General features: G+C 70.4%; 15 protein-coding genes and 2 pseudogenes. 11 read left to right on the top strand and 6 right to left on the bottom strand.

The window, feature by feature from the left end:
• Positions 1 to 131 precede the first annotated feature (131 nt).
• The 6 genes from P3X83_RS27535 to P3X83_RS27510 all read left to right on the top strand — a co-directional run bounded on the left by P3X83_RS27535 (position 132) and on the right by P3X83_RS27510 (position 6,490).
• Positions 132 to 1,139 carry an ABC transporter permease gene (locus tag P3X83_RS27535; RefSeq protein WP_277308134.1) on the top strand — a complete coding sequence of 336 codons (1,008 nt, stop codon included), beginning with the start codon at positions 132 to 134 and terminating at the stop codon, positions 1,137 to 1,139.
• Entirely contained in the window at positions 1,136 to 2,044 is a 909-nt protein-coding gene (locus P3X83_RS27530; protein WP_277308133.1) for an ABC transporter permease, read from the top strand. The genes P3X83_RS27535 and P3X83_RS27530 overlap by 4 nt, the downstream gene beginning before the upstream one ends.
• 5 nt (positions 2,045 to 2,049) lie before the next feature.
• On the top strand, positions 2,050 to 3,081 hold the full coding sequence (locus P3X83_RS27525; protein WP_277308132.1) for an ABC transporter ATP-binding protein: 1,032 nt from the start codon (positions 2,050 to 2,052) through the stop codon (positions 3,079 to 3,081).
• On the top strand, positions 3,078 to 4,226 hold the full coding sequence (locus P3X83_RS27520; protein ID WP_277308131.1) for an ABC transporter ATP-binding protein: 1,149 nt from the start codon (positions 3,078 to 3,080) through the stop codon (positions 4,224 to 4,226). Before P3X83_RS27525 ends, P3X83_RS27520 begins: the two co-directional genes overlap by 4 nt.
• A 61-nt stretch (positions 4,227 to 4,287) precedes the next feature.
• Positions 4,288 to 5,556, top strand: coding sequence for a helix-turn-helix domain-containing protein (locus P3X83_RS27515; RefSeq protein ID WP_277308130.1), 1,269 nt, complete (start codon positions 4,288 to 4,290; stop codon positions 5,554 to 5,556).
• Positions 5,557 to 5,680: 124 nt separating this feature from the next.
• Entirely contained in the window at positions 5,681 to 6,490 is an 810-nt protein-coding gene (locus P3X83_RS27510) for an IclR family transcriptional regulator (RefSeq protein ID WP_277308129.1), read from the top strand.
• A gap of 21 nt (positions 6,491 to 6,511) precedes the next feature.
• On the opposite strand, the gene P3X83_RS27505 is transcribed toward P3X83_RS27510, so the two are convergent.
• The 6 genes and pseudogenes from P3X83_RS27505 to P3X83_RS27480 form a co-directional block, all read right to left on the bottom strand.
• Positions 6,512 to 7,552 carry a LuxR C-terminal-related transcriptional regulator gene (locus P3X83_RS27505; RefSeq protein ID WP_277308128.1) on the bottom strand — a complete coding sequence of 347 codons (1,041 nt, stop codon included), beginning with the start codon at positions 7,550 to 7,552 and terminating at the stop codon, positions 6,512 to 6,514.
• A gap of 152 nt (positions 7,553 to 7,704) precedes the next feature.
• The gene (locus P3X83_RS27500) at positions 7,705 to 8,214 is read right to left on the bottom strand and encodes a flavin reductase family protein (protein WP_277308127.1); all 510 of its coding nucleotides are present in this window, start codon (positions 8,212 to 8,214) and stop codon (positions 7,705 to 7,707) included.
• Positions 8,211 to 8,873, bottom strand: coding sequence for an acyl-CoA dehydrogenase family protein (locus P3X83_RS27495; protein WP_277308126.1), 663 nt, complete (start codon positions 8,871 to 8,873; stop codon positions 8,211 to 8,213). Before P3X83_RS27495 ends, P3X83_RS27500 begins: the two co-directional genes overlap by 4 nt.
• A 46-nt stretch (positions 8,874 to 8,919) precedes the next feature.
• Positions 8,920 to 9,258, bottom strand: a pseudogene (locus P3X83_RS27490) (aldehyde dehydrogenase family protein); the annotation flags it as partial.
• Between the two features lie 19 nt (positions 9,259 to 9,277).
• Positions 9,278 to 9,670: a nuclear transport factor 2 family protein gene (locus P3X83_RS27485; protein WP_277308125.1), complete on the bottom strand. Its 393-nt coding sequence runs from the start codon at positions 9,668 to 9,670 to the stop codon at positions 9,278 to 9,280.
• An 81-nt stretch (positions 9,671 to 9,751) separates the two neighbouring features.
• Positions 9,752 to 9,991: pseudogene (locus P3X83_RS27480) on the bottom strand (TetR-like C-terminal domain-containing protein); the annotation flags it as partial.
• Positions 9,992 to 10,337: 346 nt separating this feature from the next.
• Here P3X83_RS27480 and P3X83_RS27475 point away from each other — a divergent pair.
• The 5 genes from P3X83_RS27475 to P3X83_RS27455 all read left to right on the top strand — a co-directional run bounded on the left by P3X83_RS27475 (position 10,338) and on the right by P3X83_RS27455 (position 15,489).
• Positions 10,338 to 10,505 carry a hypothetical protein gene (locus tag P3X83_RS27475; protein ID WP_277308124.1) on the top strand — a complete coding sequence of 56 codons (168 nt, stop codon included), beginning with the start codon at positions 10,338 to 10,340 and terminating at the stop codon, positions 10,503 to 10,505.
• 211 nt (positions 10,506 to 10,716) lie between these two features.
• Positions 10,717 to 10,875: a hypothetical protein gene (locus tag P3X83_RS27470; protein WP_277308123.1), complete on the top strand. Its 159-nt coding sequence runs from the start codon at positions 10,717 to 10,719 to the stop codon at positions 10,873 to 10,875.
• Positions 10,876 to 11,269: 394 nt separating this feature from the next.
• Positions 11,270 to 11,464: a thiomuracin/GE37468 family thiazolyl RiPP peptide gene (locus tag P3X83_RS27465; RefSeq protein ID WP_277308122.1), complete on the top strand. Its 195-nt coding sequence runs from the start codon at positions 11,270 to 11,272 to the stop codon at positions 11,462 to 11,464.
• A 109-nt stretch (positions 11,465 to 11,573) separates the two neighbouring features.
• A complete protein-coding gene (locus P3X83_RS27460; RefSeq protein WP_277308121.1) occupies positions 11,574 to 13,550 on the top strand; it encodes a hypothetical protein in 1,977 nt (658 codons plus the stop codon).
• Positions 13,543 to 15,489 (top strand): TOMM precursor leader peptide-binding protein, encoded by a 1,947-nt coding sequence (locus P3X83_RS27455; RefSeq protein WP_277308120.1) that lies wholly within the window; start codon positions 13,543 to 13,545, stop codon positions 15,487 to 15,489. The genes P3X83_RS27460 and P3X83_RS27455 overlap by 8 nt, the downstream gene beginning before the upstream one ends.
• Positions 15,490 to 15,495 lie beyond the last annotated feature (6 nt).

Below are 15,495 nucleotides of genomic sequence, written 5' to 3'. Positions count from 1 at the left end.
CCGCGGGGCCCCCCCCCCCCCCCGGGGGGGGCCCCCCCCCCCCCGCCCGCGCGGCCCCCCCCCCCCCCCCCCCGGGGGGGGGCCGCCCCCCCCCGCCCCCCCCCCCCCCCCCCGGCACCGATTGGACAGACATGTTCCGGTTCATCCTTCGAAGGTCACTTCAAGCGGTCGTGACCTTCGTCGCCCTCACGGCGATCCTCTTCGCCTGGCTGCGCAGCCTCCCCGGCGGACCGCTCGACGCGCTGCTCGGCGAGAACGCCAGCCCGCAGGACCGCGCGAAACTCGTCGAGTCGCTCGGCCTGAACGAGTCGCTGTGGACGCAGTACCTGCGCTATCTGGGGCGGTTCTGGACCGGCGACCTCGGTGTGTCGACGGGCGTCTGGCGCGGCGCGCCGGTCACCGAGGTGATCCTCACGCGGGCACCGGCCACGATCGAGCTCGCCATGTGCGCGCTGATCGTCGGCGCGGTGCTCGGCGTCGCCGCCGGCTACTGGGCGGCGACCAGGCGCGGCACGTTCGACGTCGCCTTCCTCGGCTTCTCCGTGCTCGGCCTGGCCGTGCCGGTCTTCTTCACCGGGTTCATCCTCAAGTACGTCTTCGCCGTCCGCGCGGGATGGCTGCCGCCGTCGGGGCGGGCCGACCTGAGCGGCTCCATACCGACGCCGACGGGGCTGACGCTCGTGGACTCGCTGCTCGCCGGGAGCGGTGCCGCGTTCACCGAGAGCCTCCGGTTCCTCACGCTGCCGACGATCGCCCTGGCGATCATCCCGTTCGCCGTGATCTTCCGGCTGACCCGGGCGTCCGTTGCCGAGACTCTGCAGCAGGACTTCATCCGCACGGCGAACTCCAAGGGCCTGCGGAACCCGACGATCGCCGGGCGGCACGTGCTGCGCAACTCGCTGCTGCCGGTGATCACGGTGATCGGGCTGCAGGCCGGCGGCCTGTTCGCCGGGGCCGTGCTCACCGAGACCGTCTTCAACTACCGGGGTCTCGGGCAGTCGATGGCGCTGGCCTTCTCCACGCGCGACTACGCGGTGCTGCAGGCCCTGATCATGCTCGCCGCCGTCCTGTACCTGGTCATCAACATCGTCGTCGACATCGCCTACGCGCTGTGCGATCCGAGAGTGAGGACGCCATGACCGCCGTCCCGGTCGCTCCGCGCCACCGTGCCGAGACCGCACGACCGGGCGCGCAGACCCTGCGGCGGCTGCTCCGCCAGCCGGCGTTCCTGATCGGTGCGGTGATCACGTTCGTGTTCGTCCTCGTCGCGGTCGCCGCGCCGCTGCTGGCGCCGCACGATCCGGCAGACCCGCTGCTGCTCGACCAGGTGCGCGCCCAGTCGAACCCGGTTCCGCTCCCGCAGGACGGATTCCCGCTGGGCGGCGATCCCGCCGGTCGCGACCTGCTGTCCCGGCTGATCGGCGGCGCCCGGCAGACCCTCATCGTCGGGGTGATGGCGACGCTCGGCGGTTTCGTCGGCGGCATCGCGCTCGGGCTCCTCGCGGGCGTGTTCGGCGGCAAGGTCGACATGCTCGTGATGCGCGTGGTGGACGTGATGCTGGCGATCCCGTCGCTGCTGATGGCCTTCTCGATCGCGGCCCTGTTCTCCCACCCCAACGAGTGGACCCTGATCCTCACCATCGCGATCGTGCAGATCCCGGTCTTCGCCCGGCTCATGCGCGGATCGATGCTGGTGCAGCGCGGCACCGACCACGTGCTGGCCGCGCGGGCGCTGGGCGTGAAGCCGACCGCGATCGTGTTCCGGCACATGGTCCCCAACGCGCTCGGGCCGGTGATCGTGCAGGCGACGCTCAGCCTGGCCGTGTCCATTCTCGACGCGGCCGCCCTGTCCTTCCTCGGGCTGGGCAACCCCGACGACGGCCTGCCCGAGTGGGGTCAGATGCTCGGCGGCGCGCAGCAGTACTTCAACTCGTTCCCGCATCTCGCGATCTACCCGGCACTGTGCATCATCGTCGTCGCCCTGGGCTTCACGCTGATGGGCGAGTCGCTTCGCGAGACCCTCGACCCCCGTACCCGGAGGTGACCGAGATGAGCGCGCGTGCGCACGCGACCCGGGCCGGAGCGGATCCGCTGCTGGTGGTCGAGGACCTGTCGGTCACGTTCACCCGGCCCGGCCAGGAGTCCTTCACGGCCGTGGACGGGGTCGGGTTCGAGGTCCGCCCCGGCGAGGTCGTCGGCCTGGTCGGCGAGTCCGGCTGCGGCAAGTCCGTGACCTCGCTCGCCATCATGGGGCTCCTGCCCCGCCGGGGGACCCGCGTCGGCGGCAGGGCGATCTTCGACGGCGTGGACCTGCTCTCCCTGTCGGATCGCGAGCTGCGCGACCGCCGTGGCGCCGACGTGGCGATGATCTTCCAGGACCCGCTGTCCTCGCTGAACCCCGTCGTGCCGCTGGGCGTGCAGGTGGCGGAGGTCATCCAGCGCCATCGCCGGACCAGCCGGTCCCAGGCCACCCGGCGGGCGCAGGAGATGCTGGCGCGCGTCGGCATCCCCGACCCCGCCCGGCGGATGCACGAGTACCCGCACCAGATCTCCGGCGGAATGCGCCAGCGCGTGCTGATCGCCATCGCCCTGGCCTGCGAACCCCGGCTGCTGATCGCGGACGAGCCGACCACGGCCCTGGACGTCACGATCCAGGCCCAGATCCTCGCGCTCCTGAAGGAGCTCGTCGTCGGCTCCGGCACCTCGTTGATCATGATCACGCACGATCTCGGCGTGGTCGCCGGCCTGTGCGACACGGTCAACGTGCTCTACGGCGGGCGCATCGTCGAGCGAGCGGACCGCTACTCGCTGTTCGACGCCCCCCGGCATCCCTACACCGGCGGACTGCTGGAATCCGTGCCCGCGCTGGGTGACGAGGCGGCGCGGCTACGCCCCATCCCGGGCTCTGTCGCGGACAACATACCCTGGTCAGAGGGGTGCGCCTTCGCGCCGCGCTGTCGCGTCGCCACCGACCTCTGCTTCCAGGAGGGGCCGACGTGGTCGGCCGGCGGCGAGCGGCGCTGGCGCTGCCACCACCCGCTGCCCGATCCGATCATCGTGGCGAAGGAGCCGACTCCATGACGACCGTCGCCGGCCCGACCCCTCCGGGCGCCGGGGAGCCGCCGCTCCTCGATGTGCGCGACCTCAAGGTCCACTTCCCGATCCGCCGGGGCGTCCTCGTGGACCGGACCGTCGGCCACGTGCACGCGGTGGACGGCGTCGACCTGCGGATCGTGCGCGGGGAGACCTACGGCCTGGTCGGGGAGTCGGGGTGCGGCAAGTCGACGTTCGGGCGCGCCGTGCTCCAGCTCACCCCCGTGACCTCGGGCGAGATCCGCTTCGACGGGATCGACCTGCGGTCGCTGCGCGGTGAGGCGCTGCGCCGTCAGCGCCGCCACATGCAGATGGTCTTCCAGGACCCGCTGGGCAGCCTGGACCCCCGGCAAAGCGTCGAGCAGATGTTCCGTGAGGGGATGTCCGCGCACGGACTGGCGAAGGGGAACGTCTCCGGACGCCTCGACGCGCTGCTCGACTCGGTCGGGCTGCCCCGGACGGCGCTGCGCAAGTACCCGCACGAGTTCTCCGGAGGACAACGCCAGCGCATCGGCATCGCCAGGGCGCTCTCCGTCGAGCCGCAGCTCATCGTCGCGGACGAGCCCGTCAGCGCCCTGGACGTGTCCGTCCAGGCGCAGGTCATCAACCTCCTCCAAGACGTCCAGACCACGTACGGGCTGACCTATCTGATCATCGCGCACGACCTCGCCGTGATCCGGCACGTGAGCGACCGGATCGGGGTGATGTACCTCGGCGGGATGGTGGAGGAGGCGCCCACCGCGGAACTGTTCGCCGAGCCGCTGCACCCCTACACGCGGGCGCTGCTGTCCGCCGTGCCGCAGCCCGACCCCCGGTACGAGGACTCCCGCGAGCAGATCCTGCTCAGCGGCGACCTGCCCAGCCCGGCGGACCCGCCGCCCGGATGCCGGTTCAGCACCCGTTGCCCGTGGAAGCAGCCGACCCGCTGCGACACCGAGCGCCCGCCGTTGCGGGTCGTCGAGGTCTCGGGGACGACCGCCGCGCACCAGGTCGCCTGCCACTGGGCGGAGGGCATCCGCGACGGCACGATCCGGCCGACCCGCTCGACCAGCGTCGACGCCGCCCTGTCCGTCGCCACTGCCACGTCGTCGACGTCGGCGTCCGGCACGCCGCCGTCGGCCGGCGGAAGCTGACCGCTGTGCCGGCGACGCGGAGCGGAACGGAGCCGAGGGCGCTCGGGCGGAGGGGAGCGGCGTGAACGGCGTCCTCACCCAGCACCTGCACGAACTCGCGCACTCCCTCGGCGCTTCGCTGGACGTGCCGGTCGAGGTCACCGACGTGCAGTTGCACCGGATCGCCCGCTCGACGCCGAACTCCTCGGCGGACGAGGGCTTCGCCGAGACGGTGTCCCCCCGGCACCTCGGGCTGAGCGCGCGCTCCGTGGCTCTGATCTCCGAACCCGTCTACGTCGGCGGGAGCGCCGACCTCGGGATGCCGCTGATGCTGGTGATCCCGGTGCGCTCGCCCGGTTCCGCGCCGTCGCTGCTGCTCTGGATCACCTGCGTGCGGGGGCCGCTGTCGCCCGAGCGGATCGAGAGCGTGGGACGCATCGCGGAGGCCACCGTCCGCTCGCTGGAGACGGCCGGGCTGCTCGCGTCGCCCGAATGGGCCGATGACCACGTCGGCCGCGCCTTCGCCTCGGGCGATCTGGACGGCCTGGACTCACTGCTGGGCCAGGCCATCCGCGACGGGAAGCTGGTGCACGACGGGACCTTCGTCTGCCTGGCGCTCTCGATGCCCCCGGCGCTCGCCCCGGACGCCTCGGGATCGGCGGCGCAGCGACGGCTCACCGCCGTGATGAACCGCTTCGCCGAGGACCATCTGCGCGACCGGTGCCTCATCGCGTTCAGCGGCTCCGTCGGCTTCGCGCTGCTGGCGCCGCACCCGCGCGACATCCAGCCGACCCTGCCGGGACGGCTCGCCGCGAAGACCGCCGACCTGATCTTCCGGTCCAGGCGGAACGGCGTCGACCTTCCGTGGCTCGTCACGGTCAGCACGATCGTGGCCGACCGCGCGAGCGTCGCCGTCTGGCAGGCCAGGCAGAGCCTGGACCTGGCCGAGAGCATGGGCTGGAAGCACCAGGTCGTGCACTGGGAGAGGACCGCGCACATGCGCGGCCTCGCCGCGGTGCCCACCGACGTCCTGGTCTCCCACTTCATCAGCCCGTCCCTGCGACGGCTTCTCGAAGACGAGTCGGCGGAGGACCTCGTCCGGACCCTCAGGACGTTCCTGACCACGGCGGGGAACGTCAAGCAGGTCGCGGCGGACCTGTATCTGCACCGTGCGACCGTCTACCACCGGATCAGAAAGGTCGAGGCCCGGCTGGGAGCGGACCTGTTCAGCGGTGCGGGACGCCTGGAGGTCCACGCCGGTCTCCTCGCCGCCGAGATCGTCGCAAGCCGCACGGACGGAGTGATCTTCCCTGGGGCGGTCCGGCTGATCGGCACGGCGCCGTTCCACTGAACGGGACGTTTCCATGGGCAAACCGCTCCGGCCGGGCGATCATCGCGGTGACCGGGGGTGGCGGTTTCCGGTGGAACGAACCAAACTCTTCACAGGTCACCGAGGCGGCCGGGAGGTTCCTGCCATGACCACACTTCCCCTCGCCCGTCCCGAATCGGCGGCGGACACCACTCCCGCGGGCGGCGGCGACGCCGAGGCGATGAACTCCGTCCTGGGCAAGGCGCGCCTGATCATCGAGGCGTTCACGGCGGAGGACGACTCCCTCTCGCTCGCCGAGCTCGTCCGGCGCACCGGGGTGGCCAAGGCCAGCGTGCACCGGCTGGCCCAGGAACTGCTCGGCTGGGGGGTGCTGGAGCGCGCGGGCAACCGCTACCGCCTCGGGCTGCGGCTCTTCGAGATCGGCCAGCGGGTGCCCCGGCAGCGGATTCTGCGCGAGGCGGCCCTGCCGTACATGGAGGACCTGCTGCTCGCCACCCAGGAGACGGTCCACTTCGCCATCCATGACGGCCTCGACGTGCTGTACGTCGAGAAGCTCATGGTGCACCGGGGGCTTCGCAAGCAGTCCCGGGTCGCCGGACGGCTTCCGCTGTTCTGCACCGCCACCGGGAAGGTGATCATCGCCTTCTCGCCCCCGGCGCTCTTCCACGAGGTCGTCCGGCATGGCCTCACTCCCCTGACCCACAAGACGATCGTCCAGCCAGGACGGCTCGCGGCCCAGCTCGACAAGATCCGGGGCGATCGGCTCGCGGTCGAGGTGGAGGAGACCAGGCTCGGCTACACGAGCCTGGCCGTCCCCGTCTTCGCGGACTCCAGCACACTGGCCGGCGCGCTGTCGATCACGGCCCCCACCTTCCGGATGAAGCAGGGCCGGTTCGCGGCGGCCCTGCACACCGCCGCGCACGGCATCTCCCGCACCCTCCAGGCGACAGGCTGACGGGCCGGCGGGCCGCGCGGGTCAGAACAGGAGCCGGTCGAGCAGTTCCGCACGTGTGTGCACGCCGAGCTTCGTGTAGATCGACTTGAGATGGTGCTTGACCGTGTGCCGGCTGATGACCAGGTCGGCCGCGATCTCGCCGTCCCGGCGGCCGGTGAGCGCGCGCATGGCGATCTCGACCTCGCGCGGCGTGAGCAGCGCCAGCCGGGCCGGGGCGATCGCACGCGACGACTCGTCCCGCGTGGCGATGACCGACACGATCACGTCCGGCTGGCTCGGCAGCCGCTGCGAGGTGATCGTGAGATGCAGCCCGGAGCCCTGCTCTCCGCCGGTGGTCCAGGAGACCACCGACATCTCGTCGTCGTCGCAGTCGAGCAGCCGCTCGACCTCCGGGCGGGCGTCGCCCAGCCGGCTGAACAGGGCGGCCGCGGGGGCGTTGAGGTGACGGCGCGCCAGCCCCAGGTCGGTCAGGATCACCGGCGTGTCGCAACGATCCAACGCCTCGGCCAACTGAACCCGCTCACGCTCGGCCGCGGCGCGCTCCCGTACCGAGGACACCGCGATGCCCAGCACGGTGGCCGCCGCACGGGCCGCGTCGCGGTCCTCCTCGGTGAACTCCGGATCGCCGTCGCGCCGGGCCAGGTTCAGCGTGCCGACCACCTCGGCGCCGACGACGACCGGCGCGCACAGCACCCGTGCCATGGCGTGCGGCGCGAACACGTCGTGCACGACCGGGAGCTTCAGCCACTCCTCACGGGGCATCAGGGAGTCGCTGTCGCAGACCCGGCGGTCGCGCAGGGCGATCTGCACGACGGGGTCCCGGTCCCGGCCGTGACGTTCATAGCTGCGCACGTAGTAGTTGCCCAGGCCCCGCACCTCCGCGGCGGCGGGACGCCCGGTCGCGTGGTCGTGCACGTAGACGCCGGCGGCGAAGGAGGCCAGCCGGCGCGGCGCCTCATCGAGGAAGCGGTTCAGCAGCCGTTCGAGAGAGGGTGAGGTGACCAGTTCGGCGACAAGCGTGGGCGGTAGAGGCCGGACCGGCTCGATGAGGGGGTTCCCCATGACGTGCTCCACTCTGGATGCGCTCGGCCGGGCAGTCCCGCACCGAGGCGTCCGCCCAGACTAGCTCCGCCCCCACCTTCCAGGAAGACGTCGTCGCACGCCAACCGCCGGGTCCGCTGAGCGGACCCGGCGGTCGGCGCGACGGGGAATCGTCATCCGGTCAGCCGGCCACGGATGAAGAGCAACGACTCGCGGGTCGGGTCGGAGGCCAGCGAGACCACGCGCCCGATGAGCATCCAGTGCGAGTTGTTGCGCACCGTCCCGGCGAGTTCGCACTCGAACCGGGCCGCCGTATCGGTCAGCAGCGGCGCCCCGACCGCGCCGGGAACGTGGTCCACGTACCCGAACTTGTCAGGATCCTTCGAGGCGAACAACTTGGCCGTGGCGGCCTGGTCGGAGGCGAGCACGTTCACCGCGAACACCCCGGACCGCTCGATCGCCGACCACGTGCGAGACGTCGCCGCCAGGCAGACCAACACCTGGGGCGGTTCCAGGGTGAGCGAGGTGAAGGCGTTGACGGTGCTGCCGTACAGCTTTCCGTCGAAGGCCGTGGTGACGACCACGACCCCGGTGGGGAACTGGGCGCACGCCGACCGGAAGGCGTCGGGGTCAGGCATCGGCGTCTGCCCCAGGGACGGCTCGCACGAGGTGGCCGGGGTCATGACGCTGGGCGCAGCGTGGGTGCCTGGCCCGGATCGAGCCCCATCGAGATCAGACCGGCCATCTCCGCGCAGGCCAGCGCGTTGGGAGGCATGATCGGACCGGTCATGGCGTCACGCAGCATCAGCTCGTAACCCCGTTCGCGCATCAGCGAGTTGAGCCCGCCGGCGGTCGTGCCGATCGTTACGATCGTGTGGATCGCCGTGCCGATCATCAGCTTCGCCCGCAGGAACGCGGCGCAGGTCGCGATGCTCGGCCCGCTGTTCTCGTCGGCCTCCCAAGCCGCGTGGTACATCATCAGCCGGGCCGCCTCGACCTGGGCCGCGATGTGCCCCATCGCGCTGCTGACGGTCGGGTGGTAGCCCATCGGCTGGTCGAGGCCCTTCGCCTTGCGGGTCCCGAGAGCCTCCTGCAGCCACTCCGCCATCGCCTCGGCGACGCCCAGGTAGCAGCCGGTGTACCCGCCCCAGGCGATGTGCGCCTGGGCCACGATCCAGTTGCCGATGAAGTCGCCGAACTCGCACAGGATCAGATCCTCGGGCACGAACGCGCCGGTGATCTTCACCTGGTTGCTGCGGGTGGAACGCATGCCCAGCGTGTCCCAGTTGTCGGTGACCGTGATCGCGCCGTCCTGGCGCGTCGGCAGCAGGAAGCCGACCACGTGGGTCGGGTCGTCCGCCCACTCCGGGTGGGATCTCCGCCGCCGTCGGCACGTCGATGAAACCGGCCTCGCGGATGGCCCGGCCGTTCTCGGTCGCGAGCAGGGCCGGCCACCGCGCGGCGTCCTTGGTCAACCGCTCGGCGACGGCCCACAGCAGGGCCTGGCGGGTGTCGAGCGAGCTGTCCCGCCAGGTCTCGAACGCGGTCCTGGCGGCCTCGACCGCGCGGTCCACGTCGGCGGCCGTACCCGTCGCGACCTGCGCCCAGACCCGGCCGGTGCTGGGCTCGACGGCGGGGAACGACTGGTCGGCCCGGACCTCCCGGCCGCCGATCAGCAGCGGCAGCGGCTCGGTCAGCGTGAGCCGTCCAGTGGCGGCATCCGGCACGGCTTCGGTCGCGGTCACGTCAGAAGCCGATGTGCTGGGAGTGGAACGGGTTGTCGATGCGGATGCGCCACGTGCCGTCGGCCCGGCGACAGAAGACGTTGCTGTCCACGGCGCCCATCTCGATCGGCTGCCCGTCGGGACCGGTCCCGGCCAAGTGCCACTTGAGGGCCACCAGGACCACGTCACCCGCCTCGACCCGGTGCAGCTCCTCGATCGTCAGGTGCGGCTTGGTGTCGATGAACTGCTGGATCGCCTCCCGCAAGGCGGGCACCCCACGAACGGGCTCGGTCCCGGGCGCGGTCTGGAAGACGGTGTCCTCGTCCCAGCAGGACATCGCCAGGTCGATGTCTCCGGCGTTCATCGCCTCGACGAACAGCTCATTGAGCTCGGTGACGCTGTTGTGCGAACCCATGGTCGCTCCTCACGGAGAAGGGGCTGAATTTCCCTCACCGTAGGTTTCGGCCATGGGCCCCCACATCCCACCGGAACGGGGTTACTCCGGCATCCCCTCTCTGGGGGATGAGGGGGCGTGCAGGATCTCCGGGAGAACGATGGAGCCGACGATCTCGCTGATCGCGTCCGTGTCCGGCGGCCTGCCGTACAGCACGACCTCGTTGCGGATCAGGTCGAGCGGGAGCGTGGCCACTCGCCGGGACGGCCGGGCCTCGGGGAGTTCGTCCCGCTCGACGGCGCGCCGGACGATGGTCTCGACCTGCCGTCTGCGCCACCAGGACGCGGTCCGCCTCGGCCTTCTCCAGCGCCTGGGCCGAGATCACGTCCAGCCACGGTCCGGCTCGACCGACCATGGTGAACGTCCCGGTCGCGTCGACCGTCCCCATCAACAGGTAGACGAACCGGCCGCCCGGCCCGCCCCGGACGACACGAAGGGCCGCCGAATAATCGGCCGAAACGTGCGGCGGTCGGGCCGACGCTCAGCGTAACCCTACGATCATGTTAATGTTCTCCGCCGCTTCGTTGACTCACTTCGACGGCAGAAATACGTTCGACCCGAGCACCTTCCACCCACACGCTGGGACAATGCTCAATACTATCGCTCCCAAAAAAGGAGGTGAAAGACAATGATCGACCTGTCCGATATCGGCGTCGATAAACTCGACCTGTCCCCGGGATACGCCGATATCTCGCTTGAGACGCTGATGAGCGGCAATGCCATGCACGAAGGCGCCGCTTCCGTACTGCCTGTCGGATGCTGCAGCTGCAGCATCCCGTGCTGTTGCTGCTGCTGAGCCGCACAAGGAAGGGCCATGACAGATCACTTCCTCAAGACTCCCAATCTGACAGATCTGGCCATAGAGGACCTGGTCGTCGGCGACGCCTCTGAGGTGTCACTGGAGTCTCTCTCCGGCGGTGCGATCCAGGAGTTGGCCGCGTCCTGTGCTCCGGGTTGCAGCTGCTGCGTGGCTTGCTGCTGCTGCTGCGTCAGGTGAAAGGAAAGCCATGTCTCCCATTCCGCTCCGGCTCGATGATTTCGAGACCGAACTCTATCCCGCGATTCCGGGCGGAGCGACGCTTGAGTCGTTGCCCATTTACAACGCCGAGGTCACCGCGTCCATCATCGCGGAGGACATCTTCCTGTGCAGCTGCTGCTGTTGCTGAAAGGCCAGCGAATGCTCAGCCCCTCTCGCGCGCACACCGAATTCACGTGCGGGCGATTTGAGATGCCGGAGATCACCGCCCCTTAGTAGCTGGAAACTCAGATCGGCAATGCCAGCGCGGGGACGGGGTATCGAGCGCGCCGTCATGCAACACGGCAGCGGCAGCCACGCATACTGCCGTACTAGCTGAGGACAAGCAATGCCGAACCCACTCGCCCGTTCCTTACAAGAATTCGCACTCGACCCGATCACGGTCGTAGAAGATGGCGGCCCCGTTTCACTGGAGTCGCTGACCGGCGGTCACAGCATGGCCGAGGCCGCCGCTTCGTGCTCGTACTGCAGTTGCTGCATCGTTTGCTGCTGCTGCTGTGCCGACGTCTGACAGAGGAGTGCAGGTGCCCGCCCATTACCGTCTCGCGCTCGACCTCGGGGATCTGGAGATCGAAGAATTCCAGAGCCGTTCCGGCGGCGGGCTCACGCTGGAGTCCATGGCCACCGGCCATGGCATGACGGAGCTGACCGCCTCCGTCGGCGTCCCCTCCTGTAGCGGCAGTTGCTGCGTCGGCTGTTGCTGCTGCTGCTGGGACTAGTCCCAAACGAACTCACTCGCGGCCGGTATTCCGCCGCGTTGTGCCCGGCCAGGTCGAGAAGGACCGGCCGGGTTCTTCGCGCCCTTCTTCCGGGGAAAGGAACTCTCCGATGAGGCCAAAGCTCAAGCCCGACGTCTTCTGGGTACCGAGCCAGGACGGCGTGGCCTTCGTTCACGCCGGCGGCTATCTCAACATCAGCGGTAAGAGCGCCCATGCGCTGACCGACAGGCTGGCTCCTTACCTCGACGGTACGACCCCGCTGGACGACCTCGTCGATGGGCTGCCCGAGGGCAAGCGGACGATGGTGACCACGCTGGTGACCGCCCTCGCCAAGGCGGGGATGGTGAAGGACACGAGCAAGGATGAGCCGCACTCGCTCGACGATTCGCTGCTGACCACTTACGCGGCCGAGATCGCCTATATCGACTATTACCTCCCGTCCGCCGCCCGTCGTTTCCAGCGCTACCGGGAGACACCCACGGTGTGCGTCGGGTCGGGGCTGGCCTTCACCGCGCTGGTACACGCCTGCCTGCGATCCGGCCTGCGCGACCTCACCGCCCTGGTGAGCGACGAGCATGAGACCGACGTCGGCCGTCTGGAGGACTACGCGGCCCAGACGGCACTGAAGGACCCGGCGCAGCGGTTCGCCGGCCGCCGCCTGCTGCCCGGCGATGAAGCCTTGCACCAGGCCGTGAGCCAGGCCGGCCTGGTCCTGCACATCGGCGACGTCCACCAGCCCGCTCGCTCGCGGTCTCTGGACCGGCTCTGCCATGAACTCGGCAAGACGCTGGTGCAGGGCGCGCTGGTCGATGACGAGGCATGGATCGGTCCGGTGGGCGGCGCCGTACGCCCCGGCTGGGAATCGGTCTGGATGCGCCGGGGGCCCAGCAGCCGGCCGTATGCGCAGAGCCCCTACCTGGCCGGGCCCACCGCGGGCATCGTGGCTAACCGCATCTCCTTCCTGGCCTTCCGGCACATCACGGGGGTGGAGGCGGCCGACCGTCTGGTCGCCGACCCGGCCGACGCCAGCCGTCCGATGATCACCCGGATCGATCTGGAAACGCTGCAGACCACCTCCCACCGATGCCACCCGCACCCCGGCGCCGCCGAGGCGTCCGTGGAGACCGAGGCCGAGTTCGCCGACCGATACGCCGCCTTCACCGCCGCCACGGCGCCCGCCTCGGACGACTTCTCCGCCAAGGCCGCCACGCTGTACGACCCCTACCTGGGGGTGTTCACCAGCCTGGACGAGCAGGAGCACAGCCAGATCCCGCTCCGCCTGGCCGAGGCGTCGGTGTCAGACCCCTTCGGGCTCCTGGGCGTCCGTCCCATGGTCCACGGCGCGGGCAAGACCCTCGAACTGGCCAGACGCCGGTGCGGTGAGGCGGCGCTGCGGGCCTACGCGAGCCTGGCGGTCGACATCGGCCGACTCCGCGAGGACGGGGAGGTCCTGTACGCCTACGCGCAGAACCTGATCCTCGGCAAGGCCGAGCGGGTGGACGCCCGTCTCGCCCATCCGATCCTGGCCGACCTGAGTACGGGGGCGTTCACCATCCCGCTGGGGCTGGTCTCCGGCGCGACGGCCGACGAGGCGCTGACCCGTGGCCTGCTGGACCACTGCGTGGCCAGGACCGTGCTGGAGGCCCGCACGGGCGAGACGCCCTTCCCCCGCCTCGGCCCTGAGGTCATGGACGGGATCGACGCGGAGGACTCGCTCTCGGCCCTGCGCATCGCTGGGGTGGACATCGCGATCTATGACATCACCGGATCGCTCGGCGTCGAGACATACGCCGTGTGCGCTGACGGTAAGGCCGCCGCCTACGTCGCCGGCGCGCATCTTTCCGCAGGGCTGGAACAGGCGGTGCTGGCCTACCAGACGGGCGGGACGAACGTGCCCGACCTGCCGGCCACCGTCCGTGGCACCCAGGTACGGCAGGAGCCGCCCGCTACGACCATCCCCTCGTGGCGAGAGATGGCCGAGATCCTGCACAGCCGGGGCGCTCAGGTCCACGCGCTGCCCGCCGGGCACGACCCGGCCGTCACCGGGGTGCTGCCGACCCTGGTCCAGGTCGTGGTCCATGACTGAGCGGCCGTCCACGACCGGGCGAGCGAACGGGTCAGGACCCGCGGCCGGGCACCCGAGCATCGCAGTCCTCGGCGAAGGCAAGCTGGCCGACGCGGTGTCCGACTGGCTCGCCGGGCACGCCGAGGTGGTCCGCCCGGGCGACGGACACCACGAGGGCGACCTGACGACGGTGGTGATCGCGTCCGACCGCACGCCGCCGGTGTCGAGGTGGCTGCCGGTCAGGGTCGAACTCGGCACGGTCGTGATCGGCCCCATCGTGGTCAGAGGCCGCCCGGGATGCCCGACCTGCCTGCGGCTCCGCAGTGCCAAGGCACGGGAGGACGCCCAGGACCGGCGCCGCGCGGAGGAATCCGACCCCGGCCGGTACACCAACCAGAGTGGACGGCTGACCGCCCTCGGCGCCGGTGTCGTCGCCGAACTGGTCTCTCGTGAGTTGTCCGACGACGTGCCCGCGCGGGTGCACCGGATGCGCCTGGACACGCTCGACGTCACCAGCCACCATCTGCTGCCGGAACCCTCCTGCCCCGACTGCGGGAACCTACCCGACGACGACGCGGCGGCGGCGAAGGTCACCCTCGTGCCCAGGCCCAAGCCGGACGCCCACATCTACCGCGTGCGGGACCTTCGCGAGGAGGCCGACGACCTGCGGGCCACCTATGTGGACGCCGAGATGGGTCTCATCCGGGGCCTGCGGCGTACGGTCTACAGCACCTACCCCACCGTGGCCGCCCCCATGGGCCTCTCGACGCGCACCGATTCCACGGAGATGGGGTTCGGCCGGGAACTCGATTTCCGCACGGCACAGGTCACCGCCATCGCCGAGGCGCTGGAGAGATACGCGGGAGTCGTGCCCGGCGGAAAGCGGACCGTCGTCCGAGGCACCTACCGAGAGCTGGCCTCGACGGCCCTGGACCCCAAGTCGCTGGGGTTGTATCCGGAGGACAGGTATGCCCTTCCCGGCTTCCCCTTCGTCCGCTATGACGACGACCTGGAGATTCCGTGGGTGTGGGGTTACTCCTTCGCCCGCGGCGAGCCCATTCTGGTGCCCGAGTGCTGCGCCTACTACCGGGTGCCGGCCAGGCCCTTCGTCTATGAGATCTCCAACGGCTGCGCGATCGGCGGCTGCCTGGAGGAGGCCATTCTCCACGGGATCCTGGAACTGGCCGAGCGTGACGCCTTCCTGCTGACGTGGTACGCCCGCGCGGGGGTCCGAGAACTCGACCTGACATCCGCACGCGACCGCCGGATCCCGCTCATGGCCGAGCGCCTGCGCCGGACCACGGGCGCTTCTGTGCACGCCTTCGACACCACCACGGAGAACGGCGTCCCCAGCGTGTGGGTCATGGCCGTACGCCCGGGTGAGGACGAGTCGGCGCCCAAAGCGCTGTGCGCGGCCGGAGCCGGTTTCGTACCCGAGCGGGCGATCGCGAACGGGCTGCTTGAGCTGGCTCCGCTCGTCGAATGGCGAACCGAGACCTACGCCGAGGAACTGCCCCGCATCCGGCGCATGCTGAGCGATCCCGACGAAGTTCGATCCATGCACGATCACTCCCTGCTGAACGGGCATCCGGCGGCGTTCGCGCGGATGGGCTTCCTGTTCGACCCCGAGCGCACCCCGGTGGCGATCGAGGATTCCTACGCGGGCTCCTTCCAGCCGGCGCACGATGATCTGACCGCCGACCTGCGCGCGACGGTCCAGCGTTTCCTGGACCTCGGGCAAGACGTGATCGTCGTCGACCAGACCACTCCGGAACAGCGCCTCGGCGGTTTCGCCTGCGTCAAGGTGACCATCCCCGGACTGCTCCCGATGACCTTCGGCCACCGAACGCGCAGGGTGGACGGGCTGCCGCGGGTCTCACAGGTGCCCCACCTGCTCGGCTACGCGCCCGCTCCGCTGCGTCCCGAGGATCTCAACCCCCACCCGCACCCCTTCCCCTGAGAGCAG

This window comes from Spongiactinospora sp. TRM90649 (assembly GCF_029382225.1).
Classification (GTDB): domain Bacteria; phylum Actinomycetota; class Actinomycetes; order Streptosporangiales; family Streptosporangiaceae; genus Spongiactinospora.
This window is presented reverse-complemented; position numbering and strand designations above follow the sequence as displayed.